Annotated in this window: 13 protein-coding genes and 1 other RNA gene; 7 read left to right on the forward strand and 7 right to left on the reverse strand. The window is 49.6% G+C overall.

The window, feature by feature from the left end; genetic code table 11:
• Nucleotides 1-378 precede the first annotated feature (378 nt).
• Nucleotides 379-834: a GNAT family N-acetyltransferase gene (locus CWE08_RS11675; protein WP_157981257.1), complete on the reverse strand. Its 456-nt coding sequence runs from the start codon at nt 832-834 to the stop codon at nt 379-381.
• Nucleotides 835-889: 55 nt separating this feature from the next.
• The gene (locus tag CWE08_RS11680) at nt 890-1,177 is read right to left on the reverse strand and encodes a type II toxin-antitoxin system TacA family antitoxin (protein ID WP_126768445.1); all 288 of its coding nucleotides are present in this window, start codon (nt 1,175-1,177) and stop codon (nt 890-892) included.
• Nucleotides 1,178-1,821: 644 nt separating this feature from the next.
• Between CWE08_RS11680 and ettA the strand changes: the two genes are divergently transcribed.
• On the forward strand, nt 1,822-3,489 hold the full coding sequence (gene ettA, locus CWE08_RS11685) for an energy-dependent translational throttle protein EttA (RefSeq protein ID WP_126768446.1): 1,668 nt from the start codon (nt 1,822-1,824) through the stop codon (nt 3,487-3,489).
• Between the two features lie 125 nt (nt 3,490-3,614).
• Here ettA and CWE08_RS12175 read toward each other — a convergent pair whose 3' ends face one another.
• The gene (locus CWE08_RS12175; RefSeq protein WP_157981258.1) at nt 3,615-3,788 is read right to left on the reverse strand and encodes a hypothetical protein; all 174 of its coding nucleotides are present in this window, start codon (nt 3,786-3,788) and stop codon (nt 3,615-3,617) included.
• A 505-nt stretch (nt 3,789-4,293) separates the two neighbouring features.
• Between CWE08_RS12175 and glyA the strand changes: the two genes are divergently transcribed.
• From glyA to ffs, 5 genes are all read left to right on the forward strand, one after another.
• Nucleotides 4,294-5,568: a serine hydroxymethyltransferase gene (gene glyA / locus CWE08_RS11690; RefSeq protein ID WP_126768448.1), complete on the forward strand. Its 1,275-nt coding sequence runs from the start codon at nt 4,294-4,296 to the stop codon at nt 5,566-5,568.
• An 85-nt stretch (nt 5,569-5,653) separates the two neighbouring features.
• Nucleotides 5,654-6,103, forward strand: a complete 450-nt coding sequence (nrdR, locus tag CWE08_RS11695) for a transcriptional regulator NrdR (RefSeq protein ID WP_007420552.1) — start codon at nt 5,654-5,656, stop codon at nt 6,101-6,103.
• A complete protein-coding gene (gene ribD / locus CWE08_RS11700) occupies nt 6,096-7,262 on the forward strand; it encodes a bifunctional diaminohydroxyphosphoribosylaminopyrimidine deaminase/5-amino-6-(5-phosphoribosylamino)uracil reductase RibD (protein ID WP_126768449.1) in 1,167 nt (388 codons plus the stop codon). The genes nrdR and ribD overlap by 8 nt, the downstream gene beginning before the upstream one ends.
• Before the next feature lie 78 nt (nt 7,263-7,340).
• A complete protein-coding gene (ribBA, locus tag CWE08_RS11705) occupies nt 7,341-8,456 on the forward strand; it encodes a bifunctional 3,4-dihydroxy-2-butanone-4-phosphate synthase/GTP cyclohydrolase II (RefSeq protein ID WP_126768450.1) in 1,116 nt (371 codons plus the stop codon).
• 221 nt (nt 8,457-8,677) lie between these two features.
• Nucleotides 8,678-8,774, forward strand: an RNA gene (gene ffs, locus CWE08_RS11710) — signal recognition particle sRNA small type.
• Between the two features lie 39 nt (nt 8,775-8,813).
• Here the strand turns inward: ffs and CWE08_RS11715 are convergent.
• Nucleotides 8,814-10,769 (reverse strand): alpha/beta hydrolase family protein, encoded by a 1,956-nt coding sequence (locus CWE08_RS11715; protein WP_126768451.1) that lies wholly within the window; start codon nt 10,767-10,769, stop codon nt 8,814-8,816.
• Between the two features lie 205 nt (nt 10,770-10,974).
• Here CWE08_RS11715 and CWE08_RS11720 point away from each other — a divergent pair, with 205 nt between their 5' ends.
• Entirely contained in the window at nt 10,975-11,715 is a 741-nt protein-coding gene (locus CWE08_RS11720; protein WP_126768452.1) for an enoyl-CoA hydratase-related protein, read from the forward strand.
• Nucleotides 11,716-11,821: 106 nt separating this feature from the next.
• Here CWE08_RS11720 and CWE08_RS11725 read toward each other — a convergent pair whose 3' ends face one another.
• Genes CWE08_RS11725 through CWE08_RS11735 form a run of 3 tightly spaced genes read right to left on the reverse strand, consistent with a single transcriptional unit; the run spans nt 11,822 to nt 16,226 of the window.
• A complete protein-coding gene (locus tag CWE08_RS11725; protein ID WP_126768453.1) occupies nt 11,822-12,613 on the reverse strand; it encodes a 3'-5' exonuclease in 792 nt (263 codons plus the stop codon).
• A 12-nt stretch (nt 12,614-12,625) separates the two neighbouring features.
• The gene (locus tag CWE08_RS11730) at nt 12,626-14,572 is read right to left on the reverse strand and encodes a DUF294 nucleotidyltransferase-like domain-containing protein (protein WP_126768455.1); all 1,947 of its coding nucleotides are present in this window, start codon (nt 14,570-14,572) and stop codon (nt 12,626-12,628) included.
• A 16-nt stretch (nt 14,573-14,588) separates the two neighbouring features.
• Nucleotides 14,589-16,226: a BCCT family transporter gene (locus tag CWE08_RS11735; RefSeq protein WP_126768456.1), complete on the reverse strand. Its 1,638-nt coding sequence runs from the start codon at nt 16,224-16,226 to the stop codon at nt 14,589-14,591.
• Nucleotides 16,227-16,645: the final 419 nt, after the last annotated feature.

Consider the following 16,645-nt stretch of genomic DNA (forward strand, 5'->3'; position numbering starts at 1 on the left):
TTTGCCAAATCGATACTAATTGTTGTAACTTTCATGGGTGGACACCTCGTTTGAGATTATTGAACACATCACTTCAATAATGGCGCATTACGACGCCGTGTAAAGCGAGGTGTCCATCCCATCATCCATGTGGCGCTGTGTTCCACGCCATCCTTGACGTGGACACTTCGGCACGCTCGACACGCGCTTCCTCGCGCTAGCTCTATCCGTGAATGCAATCTCCAATCTCGAGCGTTTCAGGGACGCCGTACACCCTGAACAAGGTATTCACCCACCCCAAACGCCTCTCCCGCAAGCGCGTAAATCTATATCTTATTCAAGTGCTTTTTGAATGGTTTCTATCGGTATGAACATGAGTGTGAGTTGAAGATCGCCGAATTACTTTTGCGATAGGGCGCTAAAGCCGAGGGTGTTATAGAAATTTAGAGCGGAGGGGTGAGCCCAAAGTTGTAGCCCGTAAACACCGGTAACTTGCGATACTTTGATGGTAACTTGCAATACTTCATTTAACAGGCGGGAGCCAATTTTGCAGCGTTGGTAACGAACATCCGTTGCAATTTGTTCGAGGCTGAGCACGGGCACTGAATTTGGCAATCCTGGCTGGCCTAGAAACGATCTCACCAACGACGACACTTTAGTGGTGACATAGCCCACCACTTTTTCATCTGCGATAGCCACAAAACCTTTGTGTAGGTTTTTCTTATCATTTTTTATTAATTGCTTGCGAGCGAATTCGTTTAAGAATTTATCACCGCAATCGAATTGTTTTAATGTGCCGACGGCTTTGCTAGGAATTTTCGCGATGGCGGTGATTGCCACTTCTTGATTTTGCACTATTTATTCCCTGTGTTTGCAAAAAGTGTTTAAAAAAGTTAACTAACAAAACTCGCTAGAGTTTCATTAAATCTTTAAGCGCTTGAGTTGGTTGTGGTGGGGTATCGATAACCTCGTTTAGTTTCTGCCAAGCTTCTTCATTCAAACGCACGGTATCGGCTTCATTCACTATTCGTTTGGCAGCATCCGCCGCTTGCTGAATTACAAAGGCAGTTAAACTTATACCGCTGATAGCGGCCGCTCGTTCGAGTTCAGCCTTTACCTTAGCGTTGGTTTTTAACTCGATGCGCGCGGGCATACTGGGTTTACTTGCCGCGCCTGTTGTATCTGTTGCAACTGACATCGTTGCTCTCCTTTCAATATGTAAATCACTGCTTTAGTGATTTTATTCAATTAGTATTTGAGCCTATATTGAGGCAAAAATCGAATCGAATTAAGTTAACGATTGCTTAAATATAATACTATCTCTTCAGTGCATCAAGTTCCGTACTATGTACGGATTTTTAGTGTTCGAATCATGCAAGTGAAGAGAGGCTTTTTTGGGGTGGGCGAATTCACAGACAGAGTAAGCTTCCGGGAGATCGTAACCGGCATGCAGAACCGCTCAAGCACATCCATGTGACGCTGTGGATCCACGCCATCCATGGCGTGGACACTTCTGCCTGCCGGTTACGATCTCCCTCGCGCTAACTCTGTCTGTGAATTCGCCTAACCCGAATGCCTCGTTAAAAATGTGTTTTAAAATTCGTGGTGCATACTTCGAGGAACTGTGGGTTTGCGTGAGGAGGCGAGTTGGCCGTGTTTAGAAGTGTCCGCGCCATGGATGGCGCGGATCACAGCGCCACATGGATGTGCTAGAGCGGTTCTGAACACGGCCAACTCGCCCCCGGAAGCAAACCCACAGTTCCAGCACGGAAGCAGGATGCAATGCCCGAGTGCTGTGGTACAATTGCTGTGATTTGGTTTTTAAAAGGAACAGTGAGGCGTATGGCTCAGTATATTTATAGTATGTTGCGGGTGAGCAAGGTTGTGCCGCCGAAGCGTACAATTTTGAAAGATATTTCCCTTAGCTTTTTCCCTGGCGCGAAAATTGGTGTGCTCGGCCTGAATGGTTCGGGTAAATCAACTTTGCTGCGCATTATGGCCGGCGTTGATACCGAGTTTGAAGGCGAAGCGCGCCCGCAAAGTGGTATTAAAATTGGTTATTTGCCGCAGGAGCCGCAGCTGGATCCGAATAAAACCGTGCGTGAAACGGTGGAAGAAGCGCTGAGTGACATTAAAGATGCGCTGGCCGAGCTGGATCAAATTTATGCGGCCTATGCTGAAGAAGATGCTGATTTTGATGCATTGGCCAAGCGCCAAGGTGAGCTGGAAGCTATTTTGCAGGCAAAAGAAGGCCACAATTTAGAGAACGCCCTTGAACGTGCTTCTGATGCGCTGCGTCTGCCGCCTTGGGATGCCACTATTGAGCACTTATCCGGTGGTGAGCGCCGCCGTGTAGCCTTGTGCCGGTTGTTGTTAGAAAAGCCTGATATGTTGTTACTCGATGAGCCAACTAACCACTTGGATGCGGAATCGGTAGCTTGGCTAGAGCGCTTCTTACATGATTATGAAGGCACTGTGGTAGCCATTACTCACGATCGTTATTTCTTGGATAATGTGGCTGGCTGGATTCTGGAGTTGGATAGAGGTTACGGCATTCCGTGGGAAGGTAACTATTCAAGCTGGCTTGAGCAAAAAGAAGCGCGCTTAGCCCAAGAAGAGCGTAGCGAAGCGGCGCGGCAGAAATCGATTAAGAAAGAGCTAGAGTGGGTGCGCCAGAATCCGAAAGGGCGCCAAGCGAAGAGTAAAGCGCGGCTTAATCGCTTTGAAGAGCTGCAATCTGGCGAGTATCAGAGCCGTAACGAAACCAACGAGCTGTATATTCCACCGGGGCCACGCCTTGGCGATAAGGTGTTGGATGTTACTGGCTTGAAGAAGAGCTATGGTGATCGGGTAATTATCGACGATTTAACCTTCAGCATGCCAAAAGGTGCGATTGTGGGTATTATCGGCCCGAACGGTGCGGGTAAATCAACCTTGTTCCGGATGATTAGCGGTAAAGAGCAACCGGATGCGGGCACCATTGATATTGGTGAAACTGTGCATTTGGCATCGGTGGATCAGTTCCGCGATGATATGGATGATAAGAAAACGGTGTATCAGGAAATTTCTGATGGCCAAGATATTTTGAAGATTGGGAACTACGAGGTGCAGGCACGTGCATATGTGGGCCGCTTTAACTTCCGTGGTAACGATCAGCAAAAATTCATTGGCGAGTTATCGGGTGGTGAGCGTAACCGTGTGCATTTAGCCAAGCTTTTGCGTGCCGGCGGCAACTTGCTGTTGCTCGATGAGCCAACGAATGATTTGGATGTGGAAACGTTGCGGGCATTGGAAGATGCGTTGCTGGAGTTCCCTGGCGCGGCCATGGTGATTTCGCACGATCGCTGGTTCCTAGATCGCATCGCTACGCACATCTTGGATTACCGCGATGAAGGCAAAGTTACCTTCTACGAGGGCAACTACACGGAATACGTAGATTACATGAAAAAAACCTACGGCTCCGATGCCATGGACCCTCACCGCATCAAATACAAAAAAGTGACAAAATAACCCCAAAGCCGCGGCCCCAAACCGCGGCTTTTTCTTGCTGGGGGCGGGAATGAGCTGCAGCGCTTCCGAGGGCCAGCTGGGAGCGGCCGAGCCATAGGCTAGTTTCCGCACTCAGCAATAAGCATTCAACGCTTCCACTGATGCCCGTAGGCCAACCCAGAACCGCTCAAGCACATCCATGTGGCGCTATGATCCGCGCCATCCATGGCGCGGACATTTCTGTGTTGGCCTACGGGCATCAGCTCGCGCGTTGAACGCTCATTGCTAAGTACATCAAACAGCGCCTGTGGCTCGGCCACTCCCAGCTGGCCCTCGCCGCGCTGCAGGTCATTCCCTTTGCCATCAATATACTTGCCGTGTTTTCAAAGAAGAGCTGATCTTTGTATTTCTACTCAAAAAATGTAGTTGTTGAACCGGGATCTGCTGGAAAACGGTTGGTGGTGTGTGAGTGGGGTATGAAAAAAAAGCTGCAATTGAAAGATAAGCTTGGGGGTGGGGGTTGAACCGCTACTGGCGCTGTTTAACGTGTGTAGTAGTGAGTAAGCAGCGCGCGAGCTGATCGCTTTAGGCCGCTCCAGAAATGTCCACGCCATGGATGGCGTGGATCATAGCGCCACATGGATGTGCCTGAGCGGTTCTGGAGTGGCCTAAAGCGATCAGTGGAAGCGATGCTTGCTCGCTGCTGCGCACGGAACCAGCCAGTAGCGGTTCGGCTCCCACCCCCAAGCTACCATTCAAGTGGCGAATAAGGTATACTGTGGCATTAAATTTTGGCTGATATTTCATCGTTTATTAGGAGTACGCATGTCTGGTTCTGAGATGACAATTGCTAGTTTTGATCCCGAATTGTGGGAAGCCATGCAGGCTGAAGTTGTTCGCCAAGAAGAACACATTGAGTTGATTGCATCGGAAAATTATACCAGCCCGCGCGTGCTTGAAGCGCAGGGTTCTCAGCTAACCAACAAGTATGCCGAAGGGTATCCGGGCAAGCGTTACTATGGCGGTTGTGAGTATGTGGATATCGCGGAAAATTTAGCCATTGAACGTGCCAAAGAATTGTTTGGTGCCAAGTTTGCCAACGTGCAGCCGCACGCTGGTTCGCAAGCCAACACCGCAGTGTTTATGGCGCTGTGTAAAGCCGGTGATACAGTGCTTGGCATGAGCTTGGCTCATGGTGGCCACTTAACCCATGGTTCGCATGTGAACTTTTCTGGCGTGAACTACAACGCTGTGCAATATGGCTTGCATCCTGAAACTGGTGAAATTCATTACGAACAGGTTCGTGAGCTGGCGCATGAGCACAAGCCGAAAATGATTATTGCTGGTTTCTCAGCCTACTCAGGCATTGTGGATTGGCAGCAATTCCGCGATATCGCCGACGAAGTAGGCGCCTATCTTTTAGTAGATATGGCCCACGTGGCAGGCCTAGTGGCCGCCGGCTTGTATCCGAATCCGGTGCCGATTGCCGATGTGGTCACTACTACCACGCATAAAACGTTGGCCGGCCCGCGCTCTGGTTTGATTTTGAGCGGTAAGGACGACCCAGATTTACACAAACGCTTGAATAGCTCGGTATTCCCAGGCAACCAAGGTGGCCCGTTGATGCATGTGATTGCAGCAAAAGCGGTGGCATTTAAAGAAGCGTTGCAGCCTGAGTTTAAAGAATATCAAAAGCAAGTACTGAAAAACGCCAAAGCGATGGTGCGTGTTATGCAAGAGCGGGGCTACGATATCGTTTCTGGCGGCACGGAAAACCATTTGTTCTTGGTGGATTTGATTAACAAAAACATCACCGGTAAAGATGCCGATGCAGCGCTTGGCCGTTCATTCATTACCGTTAACAAGAACTCGGTGCCAAACGACCCACGTTCGCCTTTTGTTACTTCTGGTTTGCGCTTGGGTACGCCGGCAATTACTCGCCGCGGCTTTAAAGAAGCAGAGGCTGAGCAAGTAGCGAACTGGATTTGTGATGTGTTGAACGCTGTGAAAGAAGATGGTTCGAGCGATAGCGCTGTGGAAGCGCGCGTTCGTGAGGAAGTGAAAGCGCTGTGCGCACGCTTCCCTGTTTACGCAAAATAAGCGTAGGCCGTAATATTAGGTAAGGTGCTTAGTGTGTGTGAGTAGGGGAAACCCCGATCATACGCGCTGAAAGGAACAAAACGCTATGCATTGCCCATTCTGTGCTGAGCAAGATACAAAAGTGATAGATTCGCGCTTGGTAGCCGATGGTATGTCGGTTCGCCGCCGGCGCGAGTGTAATGCTTGCAAAGAACGCTTCACCACGTTTGAAAGCGCTGAATTGGTAATGCCCCGAGTGATTAAAAGCAATGGTGCGCGCGAACCTTTTAACGAAGATAAGCTGCGCGCTGGGCTTTTGCGCTCACTAGAAAAACGGCCGGTAAGTTTAGAGGCCATGGAACAAACCATTAATCGTATCAAATCTAAGCTGCGCGCTACTGGCGAACGAGAAGTATCCAGTAAGCTCATTGGCAGTTTGGTGATGGAACAACTCAAGCAACTCGATAAAGTTGCCTATATTCGCTTTGCGTCGGTTTACCGCTCGTTTGAGGATATACGTGATTTTGGCGCGGAGATCGCACGCTTAGATGACTAAAAATAACTTTACTGAAATCGACACTCAATTCATGAAACGGGCGCTGGAACTTGCAGCGGAAGGCCGTTTTACTACTCATCCAAACCCTAATGTGGGCTGCGTTATTGTGGATTTTTCCGCAGATACGGCGGGCGAAATTGTGGGTGAGGGTTTTCATTTGCGGGCGGGCGAAGCCCATGCGGAAGTGAACGCATTAGCCGAAGCCGGTGATCGAGCTAAGGGTGCTACTGCGTATGTAACGCTCGAACCTTGTAATCACACTGGCCGCACGCCACCTTGTGTGGATGCCTTAATCAAAGCTGATGTGGCTCGGGTAGTGGTAGCGATGGAAGATCCGTTTCCAAAAGTGGCTGGTGCTGGCGTAAAGCGCTTGAAAAAAGCCGGTATTAAAGTGGAAATGGGTTTGCTAGAGCGCGAAGCTTACGCGGTGAGCCGTGGCTTCTTTACCCAACAGAAATTGAAGCGGCCTTTTGTGCAATTGAAAATGGCGGCGAGCTTAGATGGCCGCACGGCGTTGGCGAATGGCAAAAGTAAATGGATTACTGAACGTGATGCCCGCTGTGATGTGCAAGTAGGCCGCGCGCAAGCCGGTGCTATTTTAACCGGGGCCGGTACTATTTTAGCGGATGACCCGGCATTGAACGTGCGCCACACTGAGTTTCCAAATGGTGTGGAATATCCCGGTGAGCCGGGTATGCAGCAAATTCGACAACCGGTGCGAGTGATTATTGATCACCGCGGGGAAGTGCAGCCTAGTGCCAACGTATTCAAAGATGGCGGCCCAGTTTGGCTGATTCGTACCAAAGCAAGTGGTATGGAACTGCCGGAAAACGCTGAAGAAATTATTATGGATACCGGCGTAACTGGCCGGGTAGATTTAACTGCCTTGTTGCAACTTCTTGCCAAGCGCGATATTCACACGGTGTGGGTTGAAGGTGGTGCACGCTTGGCCGGGGCGATGCTCACTGCTGAGTTAGTGGATGAACTCATTGTGTATACAGCACCAAAATTAATGGGTGACCATGGCGTGGGTATGTTCCATTTAGGCCAGATCACTTCGATGGACAATGTTCCGGTTTGGGAATTTAGTGAGATCACTCAAGTGGGTGTGGATGTGAAAATGGTATTGCAGAAAACTGCAGGGTTTGGCTTACGCTAATAAGCGCTTAGGCTTACTTTGAGTTTGCTCGTGAATGCCTTGGTGCACACACCCCATGTTGTAAATGAGGATACATAGATGTCGAGTTTGAACACAACAGAAGAAATCATTGCCGATATTAAAGCGGGTAAGATGGTTATTCTGATGGATGATGAGGATCGCGAAAATGAAGGTGATCTGATACTGGCGGCAGAATGTGTAACCCCAGAAGCGATTAACTTTATGGCGCGCTATGGCCGTGGTTTGATTTGTTTAACGCTTACTGAAGATAGATGCCGGCAGTTGCAATTGCCGTTAATGGTTGGCCAAAACAGTTCGCCGTATGCAACCAATTTTACGGTTTCTATTGAAGCGGCTGAGGGTGTAACCACCGGTATTTCAGCGGCCGATAGGGCGCGTACGGTGCAAGCGGCGGTGGCTGCTGATGCAAAACCAAATGATCTAGTAATGCCTGGCCATATTTTCCCATTGAAAGCCCGCCAAGGCGGCGTTTTGAATCGGGCCGGGCACACTGAAGCAGGTTGCGATTTGGCCCGTTTAGCGGGTTTTGAAGCAAGCTCGGTGATTGTGGAAATTCTTAATGAAGATGGCACCATGGCGCGGCGCCCAGATTTGGAAAAATTTGCGGCTGAGCATGATATTAAAATGGGCACTATTGCCGATTTAATCGAATATCGCTCGGTAAAAGAACATACGGTGCACCGGGTGGCACAGTGTAAATTGCCTACCGCTTATGGTGAGTTTGATTTGGTAACCTTCCAAGATACTGTGGATGGCCAAGTGCATTTTGCTTTGGTAAGCGGTGAAGTGAACGGCGATGAGCCAACACTTGTTCGGGTGCATTTGCAGGATACTTTTAATGATTTGCTTGCTACTGAGCGGGCTTCGCGCCGCAGTTGGCCACTTTATCGAGCGATGCGCCGTATTGCCGAAGAAGGCGGTGTGTTTGTATTGCTCGGCAAGCAGCAAACGCCGAATGATTTAATTGATCAAGTGCGCTTTTTTGAGCAAGAAGATCGCGGTGAAGTGCGGGTTGGTAATACGCAATCGAGTGAATCTCGGAATGTGGGTGTGGGTTCGCAAATTTTGGCTGAGCTTGGTGTGCATAAAATGCGCTTGCTTAGTTCGCCGAAGAAATATTCAGCGCTTTCTGGCTTTGGCTTGGAAGTTGTGGAATTTATCGAAGATAAATAACAACCCGATAGATTTAGGAAACGCGCTTTTCCCCTGTGGTAGGCGCGTTTTTTTATGGGTGTATTTCTGTGCTGCTGTGTTCGCGAACGTGTTCGCAGCCAGGTAGGCAAATATGCCATATTCGGGCTGCTAAATGGGTGGGTGTGTTCACCTTTTAAGCAAACGATGGCGGTGCGGTTGTGTTGAGCCTGGGTTTCAGCGATAATGCGCGCTGGTGGCCCTATCGGTCCCCTCGCAACATGAACCAGCGAACCCGGTCAGGCCCGGAAGGGAGCAGCCGTAGTTGGGGTAATGTGTGCCGAGGTGTGGCTGGTGGGGCCACCTCTTTTTGTTTTCACGCCAAGAGGTGGCTACAACTTACTCTGCGCTGGTGTGCTTTTTCATGAACGCCAATACGCGTGTCATCATTTCTACGTTGTTTTCAGTACGGTAAAAACCGTGGCCTTCGTTTTCAACGAGCATTTCTTCGTATTCAATTCCCGCTTCATCTAAGCGTTCTTTCAAAAGATGATAGTGATCAACGTGCGCACGAATATCTTCAGCACCATGCGAGATAAACAATGGCGTTTTGATTTTCGCAACGTGGTTGGTAGGCGAACGCTCTTTTAGCACTTCGGTATCCGTGCCTAATACGCGATCAAGATAACGTTGCCCGCTCACTTGCTGTGGTATATCACCGGTTTCTTTGATGAGTTCGAGATCATACACACCCACAAAGGCCCAAGCGCAGGCATAGAGATCAGGCTCACGAACAATGCCGGAAAGGGTGGAGTAACCGCCATAACTGGCACCGGCGATACAAACAGAATCTTCTTTGGCGTAGCCTTCATCAATCAGCCAGTGGGTGCCATCGGTGATGTCGTCTTGCATCTTCGCGCCCCATTCACCATAGCCTGAACGTTCGAATTCAACGCCGTAGCCGCCACTGCCGCGGAAGTTTATTTGCAGTACACCAAAACCATGGTGCGCAAAGGCCTGTACGAAACCATCAAAACCCCAGCGATCGCGAGGTCCGTGAGGGCCACCGTGGATGAACACTACGAATGGCACCGCATCGCCGTCGGTATAGCCACGCGGTAGGGTTTTGTATCCGTGTAGCGTAATACCATCGCGTGTTTCGAACGATATTGGCTGCATTGGTTGCATGGTGGCCGGGTCGATCCACGGGCGAGCAGCCGCTAAGAAACGGAGTGCAGGTGTTTCGGTATCAAGCACAAAGAACTCTGGCGGTGCTACATCACTGGAAATTGTAACCATGGCCCGTTTGCCATCGCGTGTCCAGTTGTTGATGGTTACTGAATTACCGGCGAACATTTCCTCGAGTTGGCGTAACCAAACGATTTCTTTGGCTTCGTTTTCGATGCTGTGCCATTGCGGAATACCATCATGATAGCGCACGGCAATTACGCGGTTCCCAGAGGCATCAAGCTTGATACCATCCACCTCTACGTTTTCACTAGGCACTAAAGGCTCGAACTCACCGGTTGCAAGTTTAATTTGGTATAAGCCTAAATGCTCGTTGTCGCGCGAGCGCATATACACATATTCACCGCTGGTATCGAAACCGATTGGCGAAAGGTGCTCGCTAATTTCGTTGCTAAAGTTACGCCACTCGGCATCTTCGCTAGGGCGCCAAGAGAATTCAGGTTTCATATCATCGTTGGTACCCATGGCGAACCGAACGATATTGTTTTGATCGGCCATTACAAAGCCGCGGTTAAGTGGCGATGTGGCTACTCGGTTGAGCCGTGCGTTATCAACATTGAGGCGTTCTACGATCGGCTGTGGCCGATCGTGTGCCCAACTTTGTATCAAAATATAATCGGGCTCTTCGGGTAAGAGGCTAATAATTTCCATGAAGCGAAATACAAAGCTGCCGGGTTGCGTACCGTAGAGTTGGCGCTTGTTGCTACCATCGGCGTTGATGGCGTAAATGCGGCCAGTGCCTTGCGGCTGTTCGAGCGCACCGGCTTGAATAACACTGGTAAAAATAAGGCGTTCATCGTTTACCCAGCGCACATTGATAGGGCTTTCTTCACCGCGCATTTGGAATGCGGCGCTCACTGACATGGCGGCTGGATCGCTAATATCTAAAACGGCTAGATTTCGTTGTTCGCCGCTGGGTACGGTAACGGCTAAGTATTTGCCGGTAGGTGAAATGGCGGCATCACCAAATTCCGCATGTTTGAAAAAATTCTCGAGGGGTATTTCATTGCTGTGTGCGCTTGCGCTAAGAGCAGCGGTGCCGAGAATGAAAGAGAGGCTAAGAAGCATAGCCATGCTTATTTTTTGCAGTGTGCTTGAGCGCTGCATTGTATAACTCCAAGATGTAATAAATATGGTGCCTAGAGTAACGAAAAACTGGCACTTTGAACACTACGAAAATGTAACATTTTGTTTTGAGTGGCTGATTTGGTTTACCTTGTATGCGGCCGGCTCGAAGACACCCTCGGTAGCTACCATTCTGGCCTGACCAGTGTTATGTTAGGCGTATTGAAATGCAACAATGGGATAAATAATGAGCAATTTTGTAACGGTTTCCGAAGAAAATAATGTGGTACGTATTCACTTGAATCGACCTGCTAAGCGCAATGCATTAACGCAAGATATGTATGCGGCAATGACAACGGCATTAAAGCAAGCGGATGAGCGCGATGATATTGCCGCAGTGGTGTTTTCGGGTGAAGGTGATTTATTTTGCGCAGGTAATGATTTAGGCGATTTTCTAAAGCATGGTGAGTTAAAGCCCGATTCGCCGGTGTTTCAGTTTTTGGCAACGATATCTTCGGTAAATGTTACCGTGGTAGCGGCGGTGCAAGGCGCTGCCGTGGGTATTGGTACTACGTTATTGTTACATTGTGATTTGGTGTACGCCGCCGAGGGCACGCAGTTTGTTATGCCGTTTGTGGATATGGGCTTGGTGCCTGAAGCGGGTTCGAGCCAATTGATTCCGGCTTTGTGTGGGCATTTGAAAGCGGCTGAATTGTTGTTGTTAGCCGAGCAATTTGATGCGGCTAAGGCCTATGAATTGAATATCGTAAATAAGGTAGTGCCTGCGGCTGAGCTAGAATCTACTGTGGCGGATGTGGCGGCACGGTTAGCGCAAAAGCCGGTGCAATCGCTGCGTATTAGTAAGCGTTTGATGAAAGCGGCTCCCGAGCCTATTAATGATCGGATTCAACGCGAGTTGGTGGATTTCTTGCAAGTGCTCGCAAGCCCAGAAACTCAGGCGATTATTGCCGCTAAAGCGAAACGCTAAGAAAGAGGTAGGTGCCGAAGAGGTTGGGGTCGTTGTCGTGAAGCTCTGTCCCCTTCGAAGGGGACAGAGCTTCACGACAACGACCCCGTCTTCTTAGCCTTCAATCTTAGCACCAGACATCGGCTAGGGTGGTTTCTTCAGCGTAATGGTAGGCGATTTGCGCTTGCAGCAGCTCGGCGGTGGCGAGGGCATCGGTAACGGCATCATGGGGGTGATACCACGGCAGGTTATAGCGGCTGCGGCTATCGGCAAGGCGAATCGAGGTTTCTTTTTTGCCAAGCATGCGTTGCCACAGGCTCAGTGGCTTCACCCGATGCATACGCGCCTCAAGCTGCATGGTATCGATAACTGGAAACTGAATGCCTTCGCCAATGCGCTCCCGCAGGGCTACATCTAAAAACGGCCGCTCAATACCGCGGTAGTGCACAACCAATAAATGGCCGGAAATTACCTCGAATAAATCATCCAGAATATCCAACAAATCGGGCGCTTGCTGAATTTGCGAGTGGGTAATGCCGTGCACCACAATGGATTCGGTGTTGAGCGAACGCCTAGGCTTTGCCAACCAATGCTTGGCTTGTTGATTGAATATGCGTTTGAGGTTAAAGGGGATACTGCCAATACTCACAATGCCATGCTTCTTCGGATCAAAACCTGTGGTTTCGAAATCGATGGAAAGTAGTGGCACATCGCTCAGCTTCGTTGTTGGATCAGTAATGCCAGCATCGATACCGGCCTGGTAAAAACGTTTTAAGCGTGGATCTTCAGCGGTTTCCGCTAACTCGAGAAAGCGCGTTTGCCAATCATTTCCGGGCGGCGTAGGTATTTTACCGGTACCTTTAAGGTTATTCGGTTCCGAGGGTGTGTTGGCATTTTGGCCACTGCCTAAATAAAACATAGTTGCCTCGGCTTAGCCATTTGGATAGCGAAAACGCATGAAGCGTTGAGCGCTACTTAGAATTTGAAATGCATCTTTTAGATTTTTACGCTCAAAATCCGATAAATCACTGGGCGCTACATTGTTATCGGGCTTCTCGCCTTGTTGCAAAGCAAGGGCTTGATGGCGAATACGCACCATGGAAATAAACTCGAGGGCATCGCGGAGATCGGGGCCGCGGCCGGGCGGTAAAATGCCGGCTTCGGTAATATCTTCTAAGCGAGCAAACGAGTTGCGCGCTAACGAACCAATGGCTAATGAATGCACGCGAATAAGATCGGCTACGGGTGCCGTGCCGCGGCGTTTTGTGTTGATGGAATTGTTGTGCTTACCATCTTTTTCCATTACGAAATCTTTGAAAAAACCCAGTGGTGGCGTGCGATTTAGCGCATTTCGGGCCATGCAGGCTAGGAAACGATTACTGCGCTGGGCGCGGCGCTGGATAAGCTTATTCAGTACATTTGCAAATTCGAGTTTGCCCCAAACACCATCAAGATCAAAGAAAATTGAAGCATGCAATAAGCTTTCCGGCGTTGGTTCATCGATCCAATCGGTAAAATATTTTTGCCATACTTTCAGTGGTTGCCGCCATTGCGGGTTCGTTGCCATGATATAACCGGTGCAATAGGTATAGCCGCAGGCATCGAGGCCATCACTTACAAATTGGGCGAGTTGGCGGAAATATTCATCATGTTTTTCTGGGTCAAAACTATTATCCAAAACCATTGCATTATCTTGGTCGGTAACAATGGATTGTTCATCGCGTGCCATTGAACCGAGCGCCAGAAAACAATAGGGCACCGGTGGCGGCCCAAACTTTTCTTCACCGAGTTCTAACAAGCGTTGTTTGAAGCTTCGGCCAATAACGGCCATGGCCGAGCCTATCATGCGTGAATTTGCATCTTCAGCCACCATGCGTACAAAGCTTGCTTGCACATCATTTACCAAGGTGGCGAGTTCCTCGATAGAATTTTGCCGGAAAATACTGCTCACGACGAATAAACTGCTTTTCGATTCGTGCCGCACTACATCGGATAGCGAGAGCACCCCTACGGTTTTATCTTTTTTCAACACCGGCAAATGATGCAAGTTACAGCGGAGCATAATCAGCATGGCTTCGAACACATGTTGGTTATGCTGCACAAATACCAGATCGGTGGACATCACTTCATGCACTGGCGTTTGCTCGCTTAACCCCACGGCTAACACCCGTTTGCGCAGATCTTTATCGGTGATAATGCCAATCGGGGTGCCAATATTTGGCGTTTCAATCGATGAATTGGCGGCAGTGCCTGAAAGGGCTTCACTACCTTGCTCAGTGGTGGCAGTGGCTTCAGAACTGGGCGCATCGGCCTCCGCTACAATTAACAACGAGGACACTTCATCGCTTGTCATTTTTTCTGCGGCTTCACGAATGGTAGCGTTTTCGCTAATGCTAACCGGTGCTCGGCTGAGTAAATTAGCTATGGGCACCGTCATTAAATCATTTGCGCCTTCGCGGCTGGTAACCGCTCGGTTTAAGCGCTCCCGATCTTCAATTTCTACCGCATCGGCAAAGGCTTCGTACTCATCATAGAGCCGATTAAATTGAGTGCCGGGGATAAAATAAATGAGGGTATCTTCAATGGCGGTTACTGGGAAACGCACTTTACCGGTGCGCAATAGCCCAGCTTCCCCAAAGAAACCGCCATCGCTAAGGCGGTTATGTAAATCGCCGGTGTGGCGATAAACTTCCACCACACCGCTACGAATGACATGTAGGTCATTGATGATTTGATTGTACTCAAGAATCTTGCTATCGGCTTTGAAATAGCCAACTTCAGCCGCTTGCGCTAACCGCTCGAGCTCCTCATCGGGGAGCTCGTTGAAGGGCGGATAGCGCTTAATGAACTCGAGTATTTCAATGTGTTCAGCTTCCATTCAAGCTCCTAATGAGCTAACCCGAACGGGGTTCGCTCATTAAGCCTTTCACCAAGGAGATACAGCCCACCAAGAGCACGAGGGTGAAAGGTAAGCCTGTCGAAACCGACATCGCTTGCAAGGCAATTAGTCCGCCTCCGAGAATTAGCGCAATGGCCACCAAACCTTCAAAGGTACACCAGAACACACGCTGCGGTGTTGGCGCGTTCACTTTACCACCCGCTGAGATAGTATCGATCACGAGTGAGCCGGAATCAGAGGAGGTTACGAAGAAAACAATAACCAACACGATACCGATAAACGAGGTAATTTGGGCAATTGGCAGTGCATCTAACATGGCAAACAATTGCAATGGTAGCTCGGCGTTAGCGGCATCTTGATAACCACCTAAGTATTGGGTGATGGCTGTGCCACCGAACACTGTCATCCACAGCACACAGGCTACTGATGGAATGAGCAATACCGCGGTTAGGAATTCACGCACCGTACGACCACGAGATACGCGGGCGATAAACATACCTACGAACGGTGACCAGGAAATCCACCAAGCCCAATAAAAGGCTGTCCAGCCTTGGGAGAAGTTAGAATCTTCCCGGCCAATTGGGTTAGCGAGTGCCGGTAAATGCTGCAAGTAAGCACCCAAGTTAGCAAAGAAACCGGTAATAATGCCCAGAGTAGGGCCCACAATAATGACGAACAGCATCAACAGCGCTGCCAGTGTCATGTTAATTTGCGAGAGGCGTTTAACTCCAGCTTCTAGCCCAGCTACCACGGATACCAGGGCAATGAGGGTGATGGCGATAACCAGCACTACCTCCATGGTAACCCCTTCCGGCGTGCCAAATAGCGTACTTAAACCCGCTGCTGCTTGCGAAGCACCGAGGCCCAGCGATGTGGCGAGGCCAAATAGGGTGGCAAGAATAGCTAGAATATCAATTAAATGCCCAGGCCAGCCCCAAACGCGCTCACCAAGTAACGGATAAAAGATTGAACGCACGGTAAGCGGCAAACCTTTGTTGAACGAGAATAAGGCTAAACCCAATGCGAGCACTGCATAAATGGCCCACGGGTGGAGCGCCCAGTGATAAATAGTGGCGGCCATACCTAATCTGCGTGCGGCTTCGGCATCGCCTTCAGCGCCGCCCAGCGGTGCCCAATCAACACGGCCCGCATCGCCCATTTCTGTGCCACCGTAAGCAGCGGTGAAATGAGAAAGTGGTTCGGAAACACCATAGAACATGAGGCCGATACCCATGCCGGCCGCAAATAGCATGGAGAACCACCCTAGATAGGAGAAATCAGGGCTGGCTTCGGTGCCACCGATTCTCACTCGGCCTAGGGGGGAGAAGATAAGTGCAAAGCAAAGTACTACAAAAATGTTTGCGGCAATAATAAAGAACCAATCTAAATTGGCGGTGAGCCAATCACGTGTATTTGAAAAGATAGGTTCGGCCTGCCCTGGAAACGCTAGGGTTAATGCCACAAATAAAATAACCGCGATTCCGGAAATTAAGAATACGCGGTTGTGGATATCGAGCCCGAACGGACCGAGTTTAAAAACGAGATTATCTTGGCCAACTTTATAATCCGTATTTATCGGATTAACTTCACCATCTGGCTTCATTGGATCATGCGAAGGATCACTGTTGCTCATGTGAGGGTTGTCCTTGTTTTTGTAAGTTTTTGTATAAGCTTACCAACAGGATAGTAATTCTGAGCACTGAAAGCAAATGCGGCTGGCTTGGGGAATCTTTAGTTCTGGGGGGGGGAATCTTTAGTTCCGGGGGCGCAGGCTTATTGAGGGACGCCGTGAACCCATCGAGCCTGCCATGGATAGGGAGCAATTGGCCCTGACGCGTTAGTGCGAGGGGCGTGGAATCGTATTCCGGGGGTGGTGCCGCCTGATGCGGGTGTATGCCGCAGGGATGCGGCATCCAAGCCCCCAGGGATGATGGGATGGACACCTCGCTTTACACGGCGTCGTAATGCGCCATTATTGAAGTGATGTGTTCAATAATCTCAAACGAGGTGTCCACCCATGAAAGTTACAACAATTAGTATCGATTTGGCAAA

It is taken from the genome of Aliidiomarina iranensis (genome assembly GCF_003987135.1).
GTDB classification, from domain to species: Bacteria; Pseudomonadota; Gammaproteobacteria; order Enterobacterales; family Alteromonadaceae; genus Aliidiomarina; species Aliidiomarina iranensis.

What these genes read in the sequence shown, in the direction of transcription:
- glyA (WP_126768448.1), top strand. Translation starts at nt 4,294, where the DNA reads ATGTCTGGTTCTGAGATGACAATTGCTAGTTTTGATCCCGAATTGTGG.
- CWE08_RS11725 (WP_126768453.1), bottom strand. Translation starts at nt 12,613, where the DNA reads ATGTTTTATTTAGGCAGTGGCCAAAATGCCAACACACCCTCGGAACCG.
- CWE08_RS11715 (WP_126768451.1), bottom strand. Translation starts at nt 10,769, where the DNA reads ATGCAGCGCTCAAGCACACTGCAAAAAATAAGCATGGCTATGCTTCTT.
- CWE08_RS11680 (WP_126768445.1), bottom strand. Translation starts at nt 1,177, where the DNA reads ATGTCAGTTGCAACAGATACAACAGGCGCGGCAAGTAAACCCAGTATG.
- CWE08_RS11730 (WP_126768455.1), bottom strand. Translation starts at nt 14,572, where the DNA reads ATGGAAGCTGAACACATTGAAATACTCGAGTTCATTAAGCGCTATCCG.
- ettA (WP_126768446.1), top strand. Translation starts at nt 1,822, where the DNA reads ATGGCTCAGTATATTTATAGTATGTTGCGGGTGAGCAAGGTTGTGCCG.
- CWE08_RS11735 (WP_126768456.1), bottom strand. Translation starts at nt 16,226, where the DNA reads ATGAGCAACAGTGATCCTTCGCATGATCCAATGAAGCCAGATGGTGAA.
- nrdR (WP_007420552.1), top strand. Translation starts at nt 5,654, where the DNA reads ATGCATTGCCCATTCTGTGCTGAGCAAGATACAAAAGTGATAGATTCG.
- ribBA (WP_126768450.1), top strand. Translation starts at nt 7,341, where the DNA reads ATGTCGAGTTTGAACACAACAGAAGAAATCATTGCCGATATTAAAGCG.
- CWE08_RS11720 (WP_126768452.1), top strand. Translation starts at nt 10,975, where the DNA reads ATGAGCAATTTTGTAACGGTTTCCGAAGAAAATAATGTGGTACGTATT.
- ribD (WP_126768449.1), top strand. Translation starts at nt 6,096, where the DNA reads ATGACTAAAAATAACTTTACTGAAATCGACACTCAATTCATGAAACGG.